Annotated in this window: 3 protein-coding genes; all 3 read left to right on the forward strand. The window is 69.1% G+C overall.

Annotated features, from left to right (window positions below; genetic code table 11):
- Nucleotides 1-183 precede the first annotated feature (183 nt).
- Genes CFB50_RS34325 through CFB50_RS34335 form a run of 3 tightly spaced genes read left to right on the forward strand, consistent with a single transcriptional unit; the run spans nucleotide 184 to nucleotide 21,328 of the window.
- The gene (locus tag CFB50_RS34325; RefSeq protein ID WP_089448888.1) at nucleotides 184-4,602 is read left to right on the forward strand and encodes a beta-ketoacyl synthase N-terminal-like domain-containing protein; all 4,419 of its coding nucleotides are present in this window, start codon (nucleotides 184-186) and stop codon (nucleotides 4,600-4,602) included.
- Entirely contained in the window at nucleotides 4,599-7,922 is a 3,324-nt protein-coding gene (locus CFB50_RS34330; protein ID WP_089448889.1) for a bifunctional LLM class flavin-dependent oxidoreductase/SDR family oxidoreductase, read from the forward strand. Before CFB50_RS34325 ends, CFB50_RS34330 begins: the two co-directional genes overlap by 4 nt.
- On the forward strand, nucleotides 7,919-21,328 hold the full coding sequence (locus CFB50_RS34335) for a hybrid non-ribosomal peptide synthetase/type I polyketide synthase (RefSeq protein ID WP_089448890.1): 13,410 nt from the start codon (nucleotides 7,919-7,921) through the stop codon (nucleotides 21,326-21,328). Before CFB50_RS34330 ends, CFB50_RS34335 begins: the two co-directional genes overlap by 4 nt.
- Nucleotides 21,329-21,334: the final 6 nt, after the last annotated feature.

Here is a 21,334-nt window from a genome sequence, read left to right on the forward strand (position 1 = left end):
GCGTACACATCAATAGCAAGCCGTATTGATCAAGTGCGCGAAACGCCGTGTCCTTGGATTACGGGGCAGACGTCGGGTTAGAGCGATGCTCTAATTTCAATACCGTCCAGTGAAGCGAGCTTGGCGGGATCGCCACAACCGGTCCTGAGATATTCAACGTTTAGAAGACAACGAAGGTTGAGCATGCTTCCCGATACAAAATTCAGGACTGTTACAGAAATTTTGTTGTTTCGCGGCAAGGTCGAACCGGAGAAGACCGCGTTCATTTTTCTCGAAAGCGGCGAAGCGGAACTGACTCGACTCACGTTCGGCGACCTGGACAAGCGGGCGCGCGGCATCGCCGCCAGGCTGCAAGACATCGCGCAACCGGGCGATCGCGTCCTGCTGGTCTATCCGCCCGGGCTGGAATTCATCTGCGCATGGGTGGGATGCCTGTACGCCGGCCTGATCGGCGTACCCGCCTATCCGCCGCGCAGGCATCGTCCCGCCGACCGTCTCAAGGCCATCGTCGCCGACGCCGGGCCAGTCGTCGCGCTGACCGACGCCGCCACGCTCGACGGCATCGCGCATCACGCGGACGGCTATTCCGACACGCTGGAACTGAAGATTCTGGCGACGGACCAGCGCTTCGACGCGCCGGCCGAACAATGGCGCGCACCGGACATCACGCCGCAGACGCTGGCGCTTCTGCAATACACGTCAGGCTCCACCGGTACGCCCAAAGGCGTGATGATCAGCCATGCGAACATCCTGAGCAATATGGCGGTCATCGCCGAGGCGAGCGATGCCGATGCGTCGACGGTGTTCGTCAGCTGGCTCCCGGTGTTTCACGACATGGGCTTTTTCGGGAAGGTGCTGCTGCCGATCTATCTCGGCGTGCTGTCGGTGCTGATGGCGCCGGCGGCGTTCGTGCAGAAGCCCATCCGCTGGCTGCAGGCCATCACGAAGTATCGCGGCACGCATTGCGCCGCGCCGGATTTCGCGTATGACCTGTGCGCGCGCAAAATCTCTGACGAGGCGCGCGCGCAGCTGGACCTGAGCAGCTGGCGCGTGGCATTCAACGGCGCGGAACCGGTGCGCGCGGAGTCGGTGGCGCGTTTTTCGCGCGCATTCGCCGCATGCGGCTTCCACGCGCACACCATGCGCCCGGTCTACGGCATGGCCGAGGCGACCTTGTTCATCTCCGGTCAGCCGGCACGCTCGCTGCCGCGCGTGGCGGACTACGATGCCGACGACCTGGCACAAGGCGTGGCGACGAGAAGCGACCAAGGCAAGCGCCACGCGCTGGTCTCATGCGGTCGGACCTGGGCGGAGCATCGCCTGCAGATCGTGAATCCGGATACCGGCGCGCGCTGCGCGCCCGGCCGGATCGGCGAAATCTGGCTGACCGGCCCGAGCGTCGGCGTCGGCTACTGGAACCGTATCGAGGAAACGGAGCACACCTTCCGCGCGAAGCTGGATGGCGATGACGCGCGTTACCTGCGCACGGGCGATCTCGGCTTCGTCGACGGCGAGGACCTCTTCGTCACCGGCCGTTTGAAAGACCTCATCATCGTCGCCGGCCGCAATCACTACCCGCAGGATCTCGAACAAACCGCGGAGGGAAGCCACCCCGCGCTCGCGCCGAACGCATCGGCGGCTTTCTCGATCAGCGTCGATAACGTGGAGCGGATCGTTGTCGCCTGTGAAGTGCGCCGGGAAGCGCTCAACACGCTGGATGCGGAAGCCGTCGCCGCGGAGATCCGGCGCGCGCTCGCCGAAGCGCACGACGTCGATCTGTATGCGGCGGTCCTGTTGAAGCCCGCGACGATCCTGCGCACGTCCAGCGGAAAAATCCAGCGGAGCCGGATCAGGCAGGCATTTCTCGATGAACAGGGGCTCGCGATCGCGGGCGAGTGGCGGCGTGCGTTCTCCGCGCCGCCACTCGCCCCGCAGACGGCCACGCCACGCGACACGCAAGCGCTGGTGCAATGGTGCATCGAGCGTGTCTCGCGCCTGTCGGGAATCGCTTCCGGCAAGATCGACCCCGACGCGCCGTTCAGCATCCATGGGCTCGATTCGAAGGACGCCATCCTGCTCTCGGGCGAGTTGCAGGACTGGCTCGGGCGGCCGGTTTCCCCGACCGTCGTCTACGATTTTCCGAGTATTTCGCTGCTGGCGCGCCATTTGAGCGGCGCCGGGAATGCCATGCCGGACCAGAAGCCCGGCTCGGTCGAAGCACGCGCGGATATCGCGATCGTCGGCATGGGATGCCGTTTCCCCGGCGCCGGCAATCCCGACGCATTCTGGCAGCTTCTGCTGGAGGGCCGGGACGCGGTCGGTGCGTCGACGCAGCGCGCCGCCGACCTTCCGCCCGCCGGACTGCTGGACCAGGTCGATCAGTTCGATGCGGCTTTCTTCGGCATCAGCGCCCGCGAAGCCGAATCGATGGATCCGCAACAGCGTCTGCTGCTGGAGGTGGCCTGGGAGACGCTCGAGCATGCGGGGATCGCGCCCCGCAGTCTCGCCGGCGGACGCACCGCGGTCATCGTCGGCATCAGCAATTCGGACTACATCCGCCTGGCGCAGGACGAAGTCGCGGACGTCGGCCCTTATGTCGCGACGGGCAACGCGCTCAGCGTCGCCGCCAACCGCATTTCCTATGCGCTCGATTTGCGCGGCCCGAGCTGGGCGGTCGATACCGCGTGTTCGTCCTCGCTCGTCGCGGTGCATCAGGCATGCCGCGCGCTGCAGCGCGGCGAGTCCGATGCGGCGCTGGCCGGCGGGGTCAACCTGATTCTGGCGCCGCAATTGAGCGCGTCCTTCACGCAAGCGGGCATGCTGTCGCCGGATGGCCGATGCAAGGCGTTCGATGCGTCGGCGAACGGTTATGTGCGCGGCGAAGGCGTGGGCATGGTGCTGCTCAAGCGGCTCGACGATGCGCTCGAGAACGGCGACACCGTGTTCGCCGTGATCCGCGGCTCCGCGGTGAACCAGGATGGACGCAGCAATGGCCTGACCGCGCCGAATGGCCCGGCCCAGCAGGCCGTGATTCACGGTGCGCTGCGTGATGCCGGCGTGCGCGCGCACGACATCGGCTTCGTCGAAGCGCACGGTACGGGCACGCCGCTCGGCGACCCGATCGAGTTGAACTCGCTGGCGGCCGTCCTGGGCGAATCCCGCCGGCCGGACGATCACTGCTGGATCGGGTCGGTCAAGACCAACATCGGCCATCTGGAATCGGCGGCGGGCATCGCCAGCCTGATCAAGACCGCCCTTGCGCTCCACCATCACGCCATTCCGCCGAACCTCCATTTCCGGTCGATCAATCCGCAAATCGCGCTCGACGGCACGCCCTTCCGCATTCCGCAGCAGGTCACGCCGTGGCATTCGGAACACGGGCCGCGCCTGGCCGGCGTCAGTTCGTTCGGCTTCGGCGGTACCAACGCGCACCTGATCCTGTCCGAAGCGCCGGGGCCCGCAGCGATCGAAGCCGACCCGGCCGCGCCCGCGGCGCGCGTCGTGACGCTCTCCGCGCGCACGCCGGAAGCGTTGCAAGCGCTGGCCGCGTCCTATGCGGCCTATCTCGACGCCCATCCCGAGGCCCGTGTGCGGGATGTCGCGTTCACGGCCAATACCGGGCGCACCCACTTCACGCGGCGCGCGGCCATCGTCGCATCGAGCCTCGATTCGTTGCGTTCGCAACTTGATGCCGTTTCGTCCGGGGAGCCTGCCGAAACACCGCCTGCGGTGACGTTCCACTTCTGCGCCGACGACGGCGGCAGCGCCGACGCGGTTCGGCAATTGCGCTCGGCCTGCCCCGCTTTCGATGCGCTGATGCAGCGGGAGTCCGAGGCGCCGGGGCTCGCCCCCGCCGACGCCGGGTTCACGGCATTCCAGCGCGCGCTCGCGCAACTGTGGATGTCCTTCGGCATCACACCGGATGCCGTCAGCAGCACCGGCGACGGACATCGCGCCGCAGCCTCGTGGGCCGGCGTGCCGCAGGCGCCGGACGGCGGTGCGGCAGGACAGCCCGGCATCGTGATCGAAATCGGCGCGCACACGGCCGCGTGGGACGCGATCCTGCACACGCTCGCCGCGCTGTACGTACGCGGCGCGTCCATCGACTGGGATGCCGTGGAGCGGGACGCACCGCGCCGCCGGCTCGCCCTGCCGACCTACCCGTTCGAGCGTCGCGGCTTCTGGATCACGCCACGTGCGCCTCGGCATCCGTTGCTCGGGCGCCTCATGGAGCAGCACGCGCATGCGCCGGCCACGTGGATCTGGCAATCGCGTCTCGATGCGCCGGCCACCACCTTTCTCGACGGTCATCGCGTCAAGGGTTCGCCCGTCCTGCCCTATTCCGCCTTCGTGGAAATGGCGCTGTCGGCCACGTCGGAAATCGGCGCTGCCGGCCATACGACGTTGAAGGACCTCGCCCTGCATGCGCCGTTGCCATTGCATCCGCATGCATCGCGCACCGTGCAGACCGTGCTGAGCCGCCGGTCCTGGGGACCGTTTTCGTTTGCCGTCTATCACCGGATCGACGACACCCGCGCCGCCGCGACGTGGCAGATGTGCGCGAGTGCCGAAATTCACGAATCGGATCGGAGCCACGCATGAAATTCGGCTTGATGTTCTTCGCCAGCAGTGAAGAGGCGTTGTCCGGCAACAAGTACCAGCTCGTGATGGAAAGCGCGCGTTTCGCCGATGCGAACGGGTTCTCCAGCGTCTGGGTGCCGGAGCGCCATTTCACCGAATTCGGCTCGCTGTACCCGAATCCCGCCGTCCTGCACGCCGCGCTCGCCGCCGCCACCCAACGCGTGAAGCTGGTCGCGGGCAGCGTGGTCGCCGCGCTGCACAACCCGATCCGGATCGCGGAAGAATGGTCGATGGTGGACAACCTGTCGAACGGCCGCGTGGGCGTGTCGTTCGCGTCCGGATGGAATCCTGACGACTTCGTGTTCGCCCCGGACAAGTATGCGAGCCGGCAGGACGACATGCTGACCACGATGCGCGCCGTCCAGCATCTGTGGCGCGGCGGCACGCTGGATGCGACGAACGGCGTCGGCAAGCCGGTGCGGCTGCGCGTCTATCCGACGCCGGTGCAGCCGGAACTGCCCGTCTGGGTGACCGCCGCGAGCAATCCGCAGACGTTCGAGCGTGCCGGCGAAGTCGGCGCCAACCTGCTGACCCACGTGCTCGACCAGGATCGGGACCAGCTCGCGCACAAGATCGCCCTCTACCGCGAGGCGCGCGCGAAGCAGGGCTTCGATCCGGCGGCCGGCACCGTGTCCGTGATGCTGCACACGTTCGTCGGCGACGATGCGGTGCAGGCGCGCGAACAGGCGCGTGTGCCGTTCTGCAACTACATCCGCAGCAATATCGGGCTGCTGAACGGGCTGGCGCAGAGTCGCGGCCAGTCGGTGGACGTGCGCGCGATGGGTGCACGCGAACTGGACGAGTTCGTCGAGTTTCTCTATGAACGCTTCGCGCAATCGCGCGGGCTCATCGGCACGCCGGAAACCTGCGTCGAACTGGTGCGGGATCTCGAGTCGATCGGCGTGGACGAAGTGGCCTGCCTGCTCGATTTCGGTCCGCCGGTCGAGCGGATCCTCGGCAACCTTCCGCAGTTGCGTCGACTGCGGGAGATGTGCGCCCCCAGGCCATCCGCCGCGCCGACGCGATTCGATGCCGCCGAAGTGCAAGCTCGCTGCCCGGAAACGACGTCGGGCGCGGACTTCAACGGCGAAATCCGGCAGCACGGCGTGCAGATCGACGGTGTGTTCGACGCGATCCGGCAGATCTGGCGCACGACCGGCGAGGCGCTGGGAAAAATCAGCCTGCCGGCCGACGCGCTGGCGTCGTCGCCCTACCAGGTCCACCCCGCCTTTCTCGATGCGTGCAGCCGCGTGCTCGCGGCCGCCATCGATCCGGACGCGCTGGCGTCCGGCGACCTGTACCTGCCCAGCTCGATCGGCGCGGTACGGGTGCTTCAGCCGCCGTCGTCGACCGAGGCATGGAGTCACGCCACGCTGCGCAAGCCGGTCGGACAGGGCACGCTGGAGGGCGACATCCGCATCCATGACCTGGCGGGGCGACTGCTGATCGAGATCGATGGGCTGCGGTTGCAGCAGGTGCGCGCGGGGCGCGCCGTCGAGCGGCACGACTTCGCCGCGCTGCTCTATCAACGCGTCTGGAGACCGTCGAACGTCGACGCGGCAACCGGCGGTTCGGCGCAGGGCGAGTGGCTGATTCTCGCGGACCGCGGCGGCGTGGGCGCACAGCTGTCGGCGCTGCTGGAAGCCAACGGCGATACGTGCACGCTGCGCTTCGCCGACGCGACGCCGGAACTGCCCGCGCCCGACCGCCCGCTGAAGGGCGTCATCCACCTGTGGAGTCTCGATCTCGCGCCCGCCGACATCGCGGCGAGACGGCGTGCCAGCGCGAGCGTGCTGCATCTGGTCAGGGCGCTTGCGTCACGCACGCCGTCGGCCCTGCAGGCGCGTCTGTGGCTGGTGACGTCGGGCGCGATGCATGTTCTGGATGGCGAATCGATCGCGGTGGCACAGGCCCCGCTGTGGGGATTGGGCCGGGCGATCGCGGTGGAGCATGCAGCGCTGTGGGGCGGGCTCGTCGACCTCGATCCCGCGCAGCCGTCGGCGGCTCACATCGTGCAAGCGGTACAGGCCGGCGGCCGTGAAGACATGATCGCGTTTCGCCGTGACCAGCGCTACGTCGCGCGCATCGCCCGCGACAATCGCGAATTCGTCAGCCACCGGCCGGTCCGGTTCCACGATGACGCGACCTATCTGGTGACCGGCGGGCTCGGCGGGCTCGGCCTGCGGCTCGCGTCCTGGCTTGCCGACAACGGCGCCGGGAAAATCGTCTTGCTGGGGCGCGGCGAGCCTTCCGCCGCGCACGAGAAAATCCTGCGCACGCTCGACGCGCGGTTCATTCGCGCCGACCTGTCGCGTCGCGAGGACGTCGAGCAGGCGCTCGGTGAGATCGCGCATTCGATGCCTCCGCTCAAAGGGGTCTTTCACCTCGCCGGCGCGCTCGACGATGCGCTGCTGACGCGCCAGGACGACGACGTCTTCCATCGCGCCGGCAGCGGCAAGGCCGACGGCGCCTGGTACCTGCACGAGCTGACGGCCGACTTGCCGCTCGACCATTTCGTGCTGTTCTCGTCGATGGCCGCGCTGATCACCATGCCGGGCCAGGGCAACTACGCGGCGGCGAACAGCTTCCTCGACGCGCTCGCCCAGCATCGGCGCGCGCAGGGCAAACCGGGGCTCAGCGTCAATTGGGGGCCGTGGGCGGAGATCGGCCACGCCGCCACCGACTACGGACGGCGCGCGCACGAACAGCTGGGCGCGCTCGGCGTCGGCACGCTGCCGCCCGAGCTGGCCATCGCGACGCTGGAACGGCTGATGGCGTCCGGCGTCGCGCAGTCCGGGGTCGCACGGATCGACTGGCCGACCCTGTTCCGGGTCGATGCGCCGGCCGCCGGGTCCGCGCTCTTTTCCGAGCTGGCGCAACCGGCCGCGCAACCCGCGCAGCAGGAAACGGCATTGCTGCGCCAGCTGCAAGCGTGCGCGCCGCGTGAGCGGGTCGAGCGCATCACCGACACGCTCGCCGCGATGCTGGCGGAGACCTTGCGTCTTTCCGGCCCGGACGCCATCGCGCCCGAGCAATCGCTGCTCGATCTCGGCCTGGATTCGCTGGTCGCGCTCGAACTGACCGATCGCCTCACCAAGGTGTTCGGCAGACCGTTTCGCGCGACGTTGTTCTTTTCCTATCCGAACCTGCAGACGCTCGCCCAGTACGTGCTCAACGAACTGTCGCCGTCGCTCCCCGCGCCGGTCGTCGACGAAGCATCCGACGACCTCGACGAGGATGACCTTTCCGAACTGATCGCCCAGGAGATCGGCGCCCAATGAACGCCAAGGCCACGCAAGCACTGAAAGCCGCACTCGACGAATTGCGCCTGCGGCGCGCGGAAATCGCGGCGCTGCGTTCGGACCGCAACGAGCCGATCGCCGTCATCGGCATGGCTTGCCGCTTCCCCGGCCGCAGCGATACGCCGGACGCGTTCTGGCAACTGCTCGATGGCGCGCGCGATGCCGTCACCGAAGTGCCGGGCGAACGCTGGGACATCGATCGCTATTACGACCCCGATCCGTCCGTGCCCGGCAAGATGGCGACCCGCCACGGCGCCTTTCTCGAACGCGTGGATCAATTCGACGCGGCGTTCTTCGGGATCGCGCCGCGCGAAGCGACCTACCTCGATCCGCAACAACGGCTCCTGCTCGAAGTGGCATGGGAGGCGCTCGAGAACGCCCATCTCGCGCCCGAGCGCTTCCGGCAGTCCGCCACGGGCGTGTACGTCGGCATCACCTGCTTCGACCACGCGATCCAGGTGTCCAATGCGTCGATGCCGTCGAGCAGCTACGCGGGCACGGGCAGTGCGCTGAACATGGCCGCGGGCCGGCTGTCGTTCGTGCTCGGCCTCACCGGCCCGAGCATGGCGATCGATACCGCCTGCTCGTCGTCGCTGGTGTGCCTGCACCTGGCCTGCGAAAGCCTGCGCTCGCGCGAAACCGGCATGGCGCTCGCGGGCGGCGTCAATCTGATGCTGTCGCCCGAGGTCATGGTCAGTTTCTCGCAGGCGCGCATGCTGTCGCCGGACGGACGCTGCAAGACCTTCGACGCGGCCGCGGACGGCTACGTGCGCGGCGAAGGGTGCGGCATGGTGGTGCTCAAGCGCCTCACCGACGCGCTCGCCGACGGCGACCGCGTGCTCGGCATCGTGCGCGGTACGGCGGTCGACCAGGGCGGCGCGGGCGGCGGGCTGACCGTGCCGAGCCGCGATTCGCAGGAACGGGTGATCCGCCGCGCACTGAACCAGGCCGGCCTCGCGCCCGGCGACGTCTCCTATGTCGAGGCGCACGGTACCGGGACGTCCCTCGGCGACCCGATCGAGGTCGAAGCGCTGGCCGGCGTCTACGGCGCCGGGCGCGCGGCGAACGAGCCGCTCGTGATCGGTTCGGTCAAGACCAATATCGGGCATCTGGAGTCGGCGTCCGGCATCGCCGGCCTGATCAAGGTCCTGCTGTCGTTCGAGCACGACCGGATTCCGGCGCACCTGCATTTCACCCAACCCAATCCGCATACGCCGTGGCAGGACATCCCGATCCGCGTCGCCGCCGATCCGGTCGCGTGGCAGCGCGGGGAACGCAGGCGCATCGCCGGGGTGAGCGCGTTCGGATTCAGCGGCACCAACGCCCACGCGATCGTCGAGGAACCGCCCGTCGCGCCGGCGCACGCCGCGCAGCGCGCGCTGCTGCTGCTGTCGGCACGATCCGAAGCGGCGCTGGCGGCGCTCGTGCAACGCTACGAGCGCGCGATCGCCGGCGCGACGCCGCGGGAACTGGCCGCCATCTGCCGCGCCGCCGCCACCGGACGGAGTCACTATCCGTTTCGCGCGGCCTATGTATCGGGCGTGAAGGCAGCGTCGGCGGCAGCGCCGCGCACGGGCAAGGCGTTGCGCGTGGGCTTCGGGTTCGGTGCGCCGGACACCGGCGTCGCACGCGCGCTCCACGCGTCGGAACCGCTGTTCCGCGATGCGTTCGCGCGTTGCGCGGTGCCGCTGGAGGCAGTCGAGACCGACGCGGGCCGCTTCGCGATCCAGTTCGCGTGGGCGGAACTGTGGAAGGGATGGGGCATCCGCCCGGCCGTCGTGTCGGGCCAAGGCATCGGCGAATATGTCGCGGCCTGCGTGGCGGGCGTCGTGAGCGTGGCCGACGCACTACGCCTCGTGGCCGCCCGTTCGGATGCCGAAGCGTTGCGCGCCGTGCTTCAGGACATCTCGCTTGCACGGCCGTCGGTCCGCCTGATTTCCGGCTGTCTGGGCACGGAAGTGACCGATGAGGTGACACACCCGCAGTACTGGTTGCAACTGGCTGGAGCGTCGGATCAGGCCGACGCGCCGCACACGTCGGAGGCGCTCGCCGACGGCTGGCTGCCGCCGCCCTGCGCCGGCGATGCACTGGAGCGCGCACTCGCGGCGCTGTACGTGCAGGGCGCGCAGTTCGACTGGCGCGCGCTGTTCCCGGCGCCCGCCCAGCCCGCCACGACGCTGCCGAACTATCCGTTCGAGCGGCAGCGCTTCAGCCTGGAGAAGATCCCGTCGCCCGTCGTCGGCATGGATGCGGGCAGCATCGACGCAGCGGTGCGGCACCTCAAGTCGTCCGGCAAGTACCCCGAGGACATGCTGAACGCGCTGCCGGACCTGCTCAGGACGGCATTCGCCCCCGCCGGAACCGCCGCGTCGAACGCACACCCGCTCTATCACGTGGTGTGGGAACAGCAGGCCGCGTTGCCGGCGGCACAGGTCGCCGCCGACGCGTCCCCGTGGCTGATCTTCGCGGACGCGAGCGGTGTCGGCGAGCGGCTCGCGGCGCTGCTGCGCGCGCGCGGCGCATCCTGCTCGCTGGTGCGCCCCGGCTCCGCCTATGTCGCCGACGCGGAAGCGGGCTGGCAAGTCGCGCCCGAGCGGCCGGACGATTTCGTCCGCCTGCTGGACGAGACCGCCGCCCCCGGCCAGCGCATCGTCTTTCTGTGGGCGCTGGACGAAGCCGTCGGCGCGACACGCATGTCCACGGCCCTGCTGCATCTCGTGCACGCGGTGGTCGGCGGCGAGCGCGAGTGGACGCCTTCGACCCGGCCCAGGATCTCGGTGGTCACGCGCGACGCGGTGGAAGCCGGCGAAGTGCCGCACGTATCCGGGCTCGCCCAGGCTGCGCTGGCGGGCCTGGCACGCGGGGCGATGATCGAGCATCCGGAATGGTTCGGCACCGCGATCGATCTCGACCCGGCCGCGCCGGAAAACGAGGCGCAGGCGCTGCTTCAGGAGATGCTCGGCGAGAGCCGCGAGGACCAGGTGGCATTGCGGCACGGCATGCGCCATGTCGCGCGCCTGAGCCCGCTCGCGCAAGCTGAAACCGCCGCGCTGCCGGTCGATCCGGACGCGGCCTACCTGATCACCGGCGGGTTCGGCGCGCTCGGGCTGCACACCGCCCGGTGGCTGGCGGCGCATGGCGCACGCACGCTGATCCTGGTTGGCCGGCAAGGGGCCGCGAGCGACGAGAGCCAGCGGGCGATCGCCGAGCTGCGTGAGCGGAACGTATCGCTGCGCTGCGAGCGCCTCGATATCGCCGACCCCGCGGCGGTCGCCGATTTCTTCGCCGCGCTCCGGCGCGACGGCGTGCCGCTGCGGGGCATCGTGCACGCGGCCGGCGTCGTCGGCTACAAGCCGATCATGCAGGTCGAGCGCGAGGAGCTGGACGCGGTGCTGCAACCCAAGGTGGCCGGCGCGTGGCTGCTCCATCAGCATAGCGGGCCCTTCCCGCTCGATTTCTTCATCCTGTTTTCGTCGATCGCTTCCGCGTGGGGTTCGCGCGAGCAGGCGCACTACAGTGCCGCGAACCGCTTCCTCGACGCGCTCGCCCATCATCGCCGCGGCCAAGGCCTGCCGGCGCTGAGCGTGAACTGGGGGCCGTGGGCGGAAGGCGGCATGACGTTCCCGGAGGCGGAAGCGCTGCTGCGGCGTGTCGGCATCCGGTCGCTGGCGGCGGATCGCGCGCTCGACGTGCTGAATCGTCTCCCCGCCGTCCCCCAGGTCGCGGTCGTCGATATCGACCTGGCGCTGTTCCAGGGCTCCTACGAGGCGCGCGGACCCAGGCCGTTCCTCGACCGCGTGCGGGTGGCCAAAAGCGCGCCCGGCGCGCCGGCGATGCCGGCGTTGAGCGACGCATCGCCGCGCGAGCGCAAGCGCCTGCTGGCGGACAGCATCGATCGCGCGGTGGCCCAGGTGCTCGGCTACGACGCGGGGACGCTGGATCGCGATCTCGGCTTCTTCGAGATGGGCATGGATTCGCTGATGGCGCTGGACGTGCGCACGCACCTCGAAAATGCGCTGGGCATCCCGTTGTCGGTCGCGCTGTTGTTCGATCATCCGACGGTCAACGCCCTCGCGGATTTCCTGGCGGAGCAGGCGTCCGGCACGGCGCCGGACGCGCACGCGGCCGCCGCACAGGCCGTGCCGCAGCAGCAGCAGCGACCGGTCGCGCCGGCCATCGAGGCCCGCGACGCCGGCACGCCGGAGCCGATCGCGATCGTCGGCATGAGCTGCCGGTTTCCGGGCGCCGCGCACGATCTCGACGCCTACTGGAACCTGCTGAACGACGGCGTGGACGCGATCTCCGAAGTGCCGCGCGAACGCTGGGACATCGACGCGTACTACGATCCCGATCCTGAAAAGCCGGGGCGGATGTACTGCCGCTTCGGCGGTTTTCTCGACGACGTCGACCAGTTCGATCCGGCGTTTTTCCGCATCACGCCGCGCGAAGCGAGCGCGATGGACCCGCAGCAGCGCCTGTTGCTCGAAGTCAGTCACGAAGCGCTGGAGCATGCCGGCATTCCGGTCGACAGTCTCAAGGGCAGCCGGACCGGTGTCTTCGTCGGCATCACCACCAACGATTACGCGAACCTGCAGCTTCGCAACGGCGGCGGCGCCGGCATCGACGGCTATTTCTTCACCGGCAATCCGCTGAACACGGCGGCCGGCCGCATCTCCTACGGACTGGGCGTGCAGGGGCCGAGCATGGCGATCGATACCGCCTGCTCGTCGTCGCTCACCGCGATCCATACCGCCAGCCAGAACCTGCGCAGCGGCGAGTGCGATCTCGCCATCGCGGGCGGCGTCAACCTGATCCTGTCGCCGGACAACTCCATCGCCGTCTCGCGCACGCGGGCGCTGGCGCCGGATGGCCGCTGCAAGACTTTCGACGCATCCGCGGACGGCTTCGTGCGCAGCGAAGGCTGCGGCGCGCTGGTGCTCAAGCGCCTGTCCGATGCGCTCGCCGCGGGCGATCGCGTGCTGGCCGTGCTGCGCGGTTCGGCCGTCAACCACGACGGCGCGTCGAGCGGCTTTACCGCGCCGAACGGACGGGCACAGGAAGCCGTGATCCGCCAGGCGCTGGGCGGGCTGCCCGCCGCGTCCATCGATTACGTGGAAGCGCACGGCACCGGCACCCCGCTGGGCGATCCCGTCGAGTTGCAGGCGCTGGCGGCGGTGTTCGGCGCGGGCCGCGACGCGGACCGGCGGCTGCGCGTCGGCTCGGTGAAAACCAACATCGGCCACACGGAGTCCGCCGCCGGCATCGCGGGGGTCATCAAGGTCGTGCTGTCGCTGAACCACGACCGCCTGCCCGCCCACCTGCATTTCCGCCAGCCAAGCCCGCTGGTGCAGTGGGACGCGCTGCCCCTCGAGGTCTGCGCCGAGGCGAGCGCGTGGCCGCGCGGCGAACGGCCACGGCGAGCCGGCGTCAGCGCGTTCGGCGCGAGCGGCACCAATGCTCACCTGGTGCTCGAAGAAGCGCCCGCGCCGGCGCGGCAGGCAACGCCGTCGACGCACAAGGTGCACCCGCTGGTGCTGTCGGCCAAGACCCCGGCGGCGTTGCGCGAGTTGGTCCGGCGCTATCAGCGGCGGCTCGAAGCCGAACCCGGTCTCGACATCGCGGCCGTGGCCTTTTCGGCGGCGACCGGCCGCTCGCATTTCGCGCATCGGCTGGCGTGGCCGGTGACGTCGCTCGACGACGCCATCGACAAGCTGCGCGCCTTCCAGGCGAAGGAACCGGCCGGCACGACGCAGCCCGCGCCCCGCGTGAAGATGGCCTTCCTGTTCACCGGCCAGGGTTCGCAATACGCCGGCATGGGCCGCCGCCTGTACGACGCGTATCCGGTGTTCCGCGACGCCATCGACCGCTGCCGCGCGGTGGCCGACGCGCTGCTCGACAAGCCGTTGCTCGAGGTGCTGTCGGCCCAGGGCGAGGACATTCACCAGACCGGCTACAGCCAGCCGGCCCTGTTCTCGCTGCAGTACGCGCTCACCACGTTGCTGGCGTCGTTCGGTGTGGTGCCCGATGCCGTGATGGGCCACAGCGTCGGCGAGTACGCGGCGGCTTGCGCGGCCGGCGTCTTCTCGCCGGAAGACGGCCTGCGGCTGATCGCCGAACGCGGCCGGCTGATGCAGGCGTTGCCCCGCGACGGCGAAATGGCGGCCATTTTCACCGACCTCGCCACGGTCGAGCGCGCGATCGAAGCGTGCCCGCACGAGGTCGCGGTGGCGGCCGTCAACGGTCCGGCGAGCATCGTGATCTCCGGCAAGCGCGAGCGCATCGCGATGCTGGTCGACGCGTTCGCCGCGCGGGACATCCGGTCCGTGCCGCTCAATACGTCGCACGCGTTTCACTCGCCGCTGCTCGAGCCGATGCTGGACAGCTTCCAGGCCGCGGCGCAAGCCGTGCCCGTCGCCCGCCCGGCGATCCCGTTCTATTCGAATCTCACGGGCGCCGTGATGGACGAGGCGCCCACCGACACGTACTGGCGCCGCCATTGCCGTGAGCCGGTGCAGTTCGCGAGCAGCGTCGAGCGCCTCGCCGAAGCCGGTTTCAACGTGCTGGTCGAAATCGGCCCCAAGCCGGTGCTCGTCAACCTGGCCCGCGCGTGCTGTGCGCCGGACGCCGGGATCCAGTTCCTTGCCCTGCAGCGGCCGCAAGTCGAGCAGCAAGCGCTGATCGAAACGCTGTCGAGCCTGTATGCCCGCGGCGTCGATGTCGACTGGGCCCCGACCGAAACACCCGCGCCCGCACGCATTGCATTGCCGTCCTATCCCTTCCAACGCAGCCGTACCTGGTTCCAGAAAGCGGACACGTCCATGACTCAGACAAGCGCATCACCCATCGCCGCAGCACCGACGCACAATCGCAGCGGCGAGGTTCTCGAATGGCTTCGCGGCAAGATCGGCGAATTGATCCAGGCCGATCCCGACACCATCAACATCGAACTGCCCTTCCTGGAGATGGGCGCCGACTCGATCGTGCTGATCGAGGCCATCCGGCACATCGAGGCGGAGTACGGCGTGAAGCTGGCCATGCGCCGCTTCTTCGAAGACCTGGCGACGGTGCAGGCGCTCGCCGAATATGTCGCGGACAACCTGCCGGCGGCCGCCGCGCCGTCCGGGCCCGAGGCCGTGGCCGTAGCCGTCGCAGAACCGTCCACGGCGGCGGTCGCGGTCGCGCCGTCCGCGCAGGCGCTTGCGCCGCTCGCCGCCGCGCCGGTGGAATGGGTCGCGGCCGAAGGCGGCTCGACGGTCGAGCGCGTGTTGCGGGAGCAGAATCAGTTGCTGTCCCACGTGATGAGCCAGCAGATGGAACTGCTGCGCACGTCGTTGACCGGCCAGGCCGGCGTGCGGCCGGCGACGGTCGCCGCGCAAGCCGTCGCGAGCACGGCGAGCGTCGCCCCCCAGGCCGCGATCGCGGCCCCGGCCGCCGCGCCCGCGGCGAAGCCCGCGCCTGCCGCTGCCGCGGCGCCCGCGGCCGACAATCAGCCGCCCAAGCCGATGATGCCGTGGGGCAGCCCGGTCCAGCAGCGGGCACGCGGCCTGTCCGCCGTGCAGCAGGAGCATCTCGAGGCGCTGATCGTGCGCTACACGACGCGCACCCGGAAATCGAAGGACTCGGTGCAGGCGTCGCGCCCGGTGCTGGCCGACAGCCGCGCCACGGTCGGCTTCCGCTTTTCGACCAAGGAGATGCTGTATCCGATCGTCGGCGACCGCGCGGCCGGCTCGCGGCTGTGGGACATCGACGGCAACGAGTACATCGATTTCACGATGGGCTTCGGCGTGCATCTGTTCGGCCACACGCCGGATTTCATCCAGCACCAGGTCACCCGGGAATGGCAGCGCCCGCTCGAACTGGGCGCGCGCTCCAGCCTCGTCGGCGAAGTGGCCGCGCGCTTTGCCCGCGTGACCGGCCTCGATCGTGTGGCGTTCTCGAACACCGGCACCGAGGCCGTCATGACCGCGATGCGGCTCGCACGCGCCGTGACCGGGCGCGACAAGATCGTGATGTTCACGCATTCGTACCACGGCCATGCCGACGGCACGCTCGCCGCGGCGAACGCGGAAGGCGTGACGGAAACCATCGCCCCCGGCGTGCCGTTCGGCTCGGTCGAGAACATGATCCTGCTCGACTACGGCAGCGACGCGGCGCTCGACGCCATTCGCGGGATGGCGTCGACCCTCGCCGCCGTGATGGTGGAGCCGGTGCAGAGCCGCAACCCGTCCCTGCAGCCCGTCGCATTCCTCAAGGAACTGCGTCGCATCACCGAGGAGGCCGGCGTCGCGCTGATCTTCGACGAAATGATCACCGGCTTCCGCGTCCATCCGGGCGGCTCGCAAGCAATGTTCGGCATCAAGGCCGATCTCGCGACGTACGGCAAGATCATCGGCGGCGGCCTGCCGCTGGGCGTGATCGCCGGCACCAGCCGCTTCATGGATGCCATTGACGGCGGCATGTGGACCTACGGCGACCACTCGTTCCCCGCCGCGGATCGCACCGCGTTCGGCGGCACCTTCTGCCAGTACCCGCTCGCGATGGCGGCCGCGCTGGCCGTGCTCGAGAAGATCGAACAGGAAGGCCCGGCGCTGCAGGCCGCGCTCAACGAACGCACCGCGCAGATCGCCGACACGTTGAATGCGTTCTTCGTGGAGGCCGAGGCGCCGATCAAGGTCACGTGGTTCGGCTCGATGTTCCGTTTCGAATTCACCGAGAACCTCGACCTGTTCTTCTATCACATGCTCGAAAAGGGCATCTACATCTGGGAATGGCGCACCTGCTTCCTGTCCACCGCGCATACGGACGAGGATATCGACCGCTTCATCCGCGCGGTGAAGGACAGCGTCGCCGACCTGCGCCGGGGCGGCTTCATCCGGCCGCACTCGAAACACGGCACGGTGGCCGCGCTGAGCGAAGCGCAACGCCAGCTGTGGGTGTTGTCGGAAATCGATCCCGAAGGGTCGCTCGCCTACAACGTCAACACCACGCTCGAACTGAACGGCCGGCTCGACGCAGCCGCGATGCGCGCGGCCGTCCAGAGCCTGGTCGACCGGCACGAGGCGCTGCGCACCACGGTGATGGCGGACGGGTCGGGCCAGATCGTGCATCCGTCGCTGAAACTCGAGATTCCGCTGATCGACACGGACCCGGACGCATGGCGGGACCACGAAAGCCGCCAGCCGTTCGACCTGGTGAACGGCCCGCTCTTTCGGGCCGCGCTCGTGCGCCTGGGCAGCGAGCGTCACCTGCTGGTGATGACGGCCCATCACATCATCTGTGACGGCTCGACGTTCGGCGTCCTGCTCGAGGATCTGGCCCGCGCGTATGCCGGCGCGGCGCCGGCCGACGCGCCGCTGCAGTTTCGCGCGTACCTGAAGCAGCTCGACGGCCAGCGCCACAGCCCGGAAACGAAGGCGAATCGCGAGTACTGGCTGGCGCAATGCGCGCGTCAGGCCGCACCGCTGAATCTTCCGGTGGACTACCCGCGGCCCGCGGTGAAGACGTTTCACGGCGAACGCGTGTCCCTGCATCTGGACGCGACGGCGGCCGCGACGCTGCGCACCGCGGCCCGTCAGAACGGCTGCACGCTCTACATGGTGCTGCTCGCCGGCTTCAATCTGTTCCTGCACCGCGTCGCCGGCCAGCAAGAGATCGTCACCGGCATCCCGGTGACCGGCCGCTCCGTGGCCGGCAGCGACCGCCTCGCCGGCTACTGCACGCATCTGCTGCCGCTGCGCTCCACGCTGCCGGAGCAGGCCACCGTGGCGAGCTTCCTGGCCGGCACCCGGCAGAACCTGCTCGACGCGCTCGAGCACCAGGATTATCCGTTCGCCGAGCTGGTCCGCGAAATCGGCGCGCAGCGCGATCTCAACGCCGCGCCGCTGGTATCGGCGGTCTTCAACCTCGAACCCGTGTCGGCGCTGCCCGAACTGCCCGGCCTGACGGTCGGCCTCGTGGCGCCGCTGATCCGCCATACCGCGTTCGACCTGAACGTCAACGTGCTCGACGCGGGGCAAGCGCTCCTGATCGATTGCGACTACAACACCGATCTGTTCGACGCGAGCACGGTGCAGCGTTTCCTCGACATCTACCGGACCCTGCTGACGCGTCTCGCGGACGATGCGTCGGCTGCCGTTGCCACGCTGCCGTTGTCCAGCGATGCGGAGCGGAACCGGCTGACCGTCGAGTGGAACCGCACCGACACGGATTTCGGCGAAGCCGCCGCGCAACCGCTGCATCGCCTGTTCGAACAGCAGGTCGAGCGTACGCCCGATGCCGTCGCGGCCGTCTTCGATGACGCCGCGCTCACCTACGCCGAACTCAACCTGCGCGCCAACCGCCTCGCCCACCGCCTCATTGCGCTCGGCGTCGGCCCCGATGCGCTCGTCGGCGTCACGATGGAGCGCGCCCTCGACATGATCGTCGCATTGCTCGCGGTCCTCAAGGCCGGCGGCGCCTACGTCCCCGTCGACCCCGAGTACCCCGCCGAGCGCGTGCGCTTCATGATCGACCACGCGCAGTTGCGCTGGCTTCTCACCCAGCAGCATCTGCGCGACGCGCTGCCTGAGACCGACGCACACGTGATCGTCGTCGATAGCGACTCGTTCGACCTCGATGCCGCGGCGACGTCCAACCCTGCGCCCGCGCTGAACGGCGACAACCTCGCCTACATGATCTACACGTCCGGCTCGACCGGCCGGCCCAAGGGCGCGCTCAACACCCATCGCGCGATCACCAACCGCATCCTCTGGATGCAGCACGCCTACGCGCTCGACGCTGACGATGCGGTGCTGCAGAAGACCCCGTTCAGCTTCGACGTCTCGGTCTGGGAACTCTTCTGGCCGCTCGTCACCGGTGCGCGCCTCGTGTTCGCCCGCCCCGGCGGCCAGCGCGAGACCGACTACCTGGTCGAGCTCATCGAGCGCGAACGCATCACCACGCTCCATTTCGTGCCGTCGATGCTGCGCGCGTTCCTCGATCATCCGGACCTCGACGCGCACTGCGCGTCGCTGCGCCGCGTCGTGTGCAGCGGCGAGGCCCTGCCCCACGACCTGCAGCAGCGTTGCCTCGAGCGCCTGGACGTCAACCTGTACAACCTCTACGGCCCGACCGAAGCCGCCGTCGACGTGACAGCATGGGAATGCCGGCGCGACGACCCGCACCGCATCGTCCCGATCGGCCGGCCGATCGCCAACACCCGCCTCTACATCGTCGACGCGCAGATGCAGCCCATGCCGACCGGCGTGGCCGGCGAATTGCTGATCGGCGGCACGCCGGTCGGGCGCGGCTACCACGGCGAACCCGAGCTGAGCGCCGAGAAGTTCGTCGCCGATCCGTTCTCTGCCGACCCGCTCGCGCGCCTCTACCGCACCGGCGATCTCGCGCGCTACCGGCCCGACGGCAACATCGAGTTCCTCGGTCGCATCGATCACCAGATCAAGCTGCGCGGCCTGCGCATCGAACCCGGTGAAATCGAGGCGGCGCTGACTTCGCACCCGCTGGTCGACGCCGCCGTCGTGGCGCTGCGCGGCGTGGACGACGGCGCGAGACTGGTCGCCTGGCTGTGCTCGTCGCACCCCGAAGCCGAACTGGTCGAAGCGGTGCGCGGCCACCTGCGGCAGCGGCTGCCGGAGTACATGGTGCCCGCCGCGTTCGTCGTCGTGACGGCATTCGAGCATCTGCCCAACGGCAAGCTCGATCGCGCCAAACTGCCCGAACCCGCCGACGGCCTGGACCACGTTGCGCCCGTCAACGCGCTCGAAGCGCAGTTGACGGCCATCTGGCAGGAAGTGCTCGGCAAGGCGCGGATCAGCACGACCGCCAATTTCTTCGAGCTGGGCGGCAATTCGCTCCTGGCGACGAAGGTCGTCGCGCGCATCCGTCGCGACCTGCATGCGAAGCTGGAAATCCGCAGCCTGTTCGCACTCCCCACCATCTCGAGCCTCGCGAAGCGCATCGCCGATACGCAGCCGATCGACTACGCGCCGGTGACGCCGCTGCCGGCGCAGGCAAGCTACGCGCTCTCCCCGGCCCAGACGCGGCTGTGGGTCCAGGATCGTCTCCATGCGGCGCAAGCCGGCGGGCCGCTGCCCACGTCGCTGCTGTTCGAGGGCGTGCTGGACGTGGACGCGCTCGTACGGGCGTTCCGCGCGTTGAACGAGCGTCACGAGATCTTGCGCACGCGTTTCGTGCTGGAAGGCAACCAGCCGGTCCAGCAGGTGCTGCCGCCCGGCGAAGCCGCGTTCTCGGTCGAGGTCGTGGATCTGCAGGATGCCGAGGACCGCGATGCCCAGGCGATGTCGATCCAGGCGAGCGAACGGCTCGCGCCGATGGATCTCGCGACCGGGCCGCTGTTCCGCGTCAAGCTGCTCAGGCTCTCCGAAGTCCGTCACGTCTGCATCTGCACGATGCATCACATCGTGAGCGACGGCTGGTCCACGGAGGTCCTGCTCGACGACCTGTCGGCGCTCTATGACGCATTCGTCCAGCATCGCGACGATCCGCTGCCCGCCCTCCCGATCCAGTACAAGGATTACGCCGGCTGGCTGAACCGCCTGCTCGCCGGGCCGGACGGCGCGCGCATGAAGGACTACTGGCTGACCAAGCTGGGCGGCGGCCTGCGCGCGCTGGAACTGCCTGGCGACGTCGCGCAGCCGGCCGCGCCGAGCTGGAAATCCTGGCGATTCGACCTGCCCGCCGCCGAGACGACGGCGCTGGAATCGCTCGGCAAGCGCCACGGCGCGACCTTGTTCATCGCGCTGCTGTCCGCCATCAAGGCGCTGTTCTACCGCCGTTCCGGCCAGGAGGACATCGTCGTCGGCACGCCGGTCGCGGGCCGCGAGCTGCCCGAACTCGAGTCGCAGGTCGGCCCCTACCTGAACGTGCTGGCGCTGCGCGATCGGGTCGCGGGCGACGACCGGTTCGACACGCTGCTGACCCGCGTGCGGGACACCGCCCTCGAAGCGTTCTCGCACCCGCTGTATCCGCTGGATCGCTTGCTCGACGAGCTGCACGTCAAACGCGTGGCGGGACGCAATCCGCTCTTCGACATCGGCCTGACGCTGCAGAACCAGCGACACGGCCCCGTCGATCGCTACGCGGGACAAGTGCACATCGCCGAGCTGCCGGACCTCGACCCGCAGGGCGCGGACACGGAAGCCGCGACGGATTTCTGGTTCCTGGCCGAACCGCGCGCCGAGGGCCTCGCGATCCGCGTCGTCTATCACGCGGGGCGGTTCAGCGAAGCGCTGGTGCAAGGCCTCGCCAACGAACTGACGTCCGTCATCGGCGAAGTGCTTGCGAATCCGGGCGTTCGCATCCGGAACCTGACACTGGGACAACGCGCCGAAGCCCGCCAGCCCACCGTCGAACTCAGCGCATTCTAAGGAGCC

Origin of the sequence: Burkholderia sp. AU33423 (assembly GCF_002223135.1) — a bacterium.
Taxonomy (GTDB): domain Bacteria; phylum Pseudomonadota; class Gammaproteobacteria; order Burkholderiales; family Burkholderiaceae; genus Burkholderia; species Burkholderia lata_D.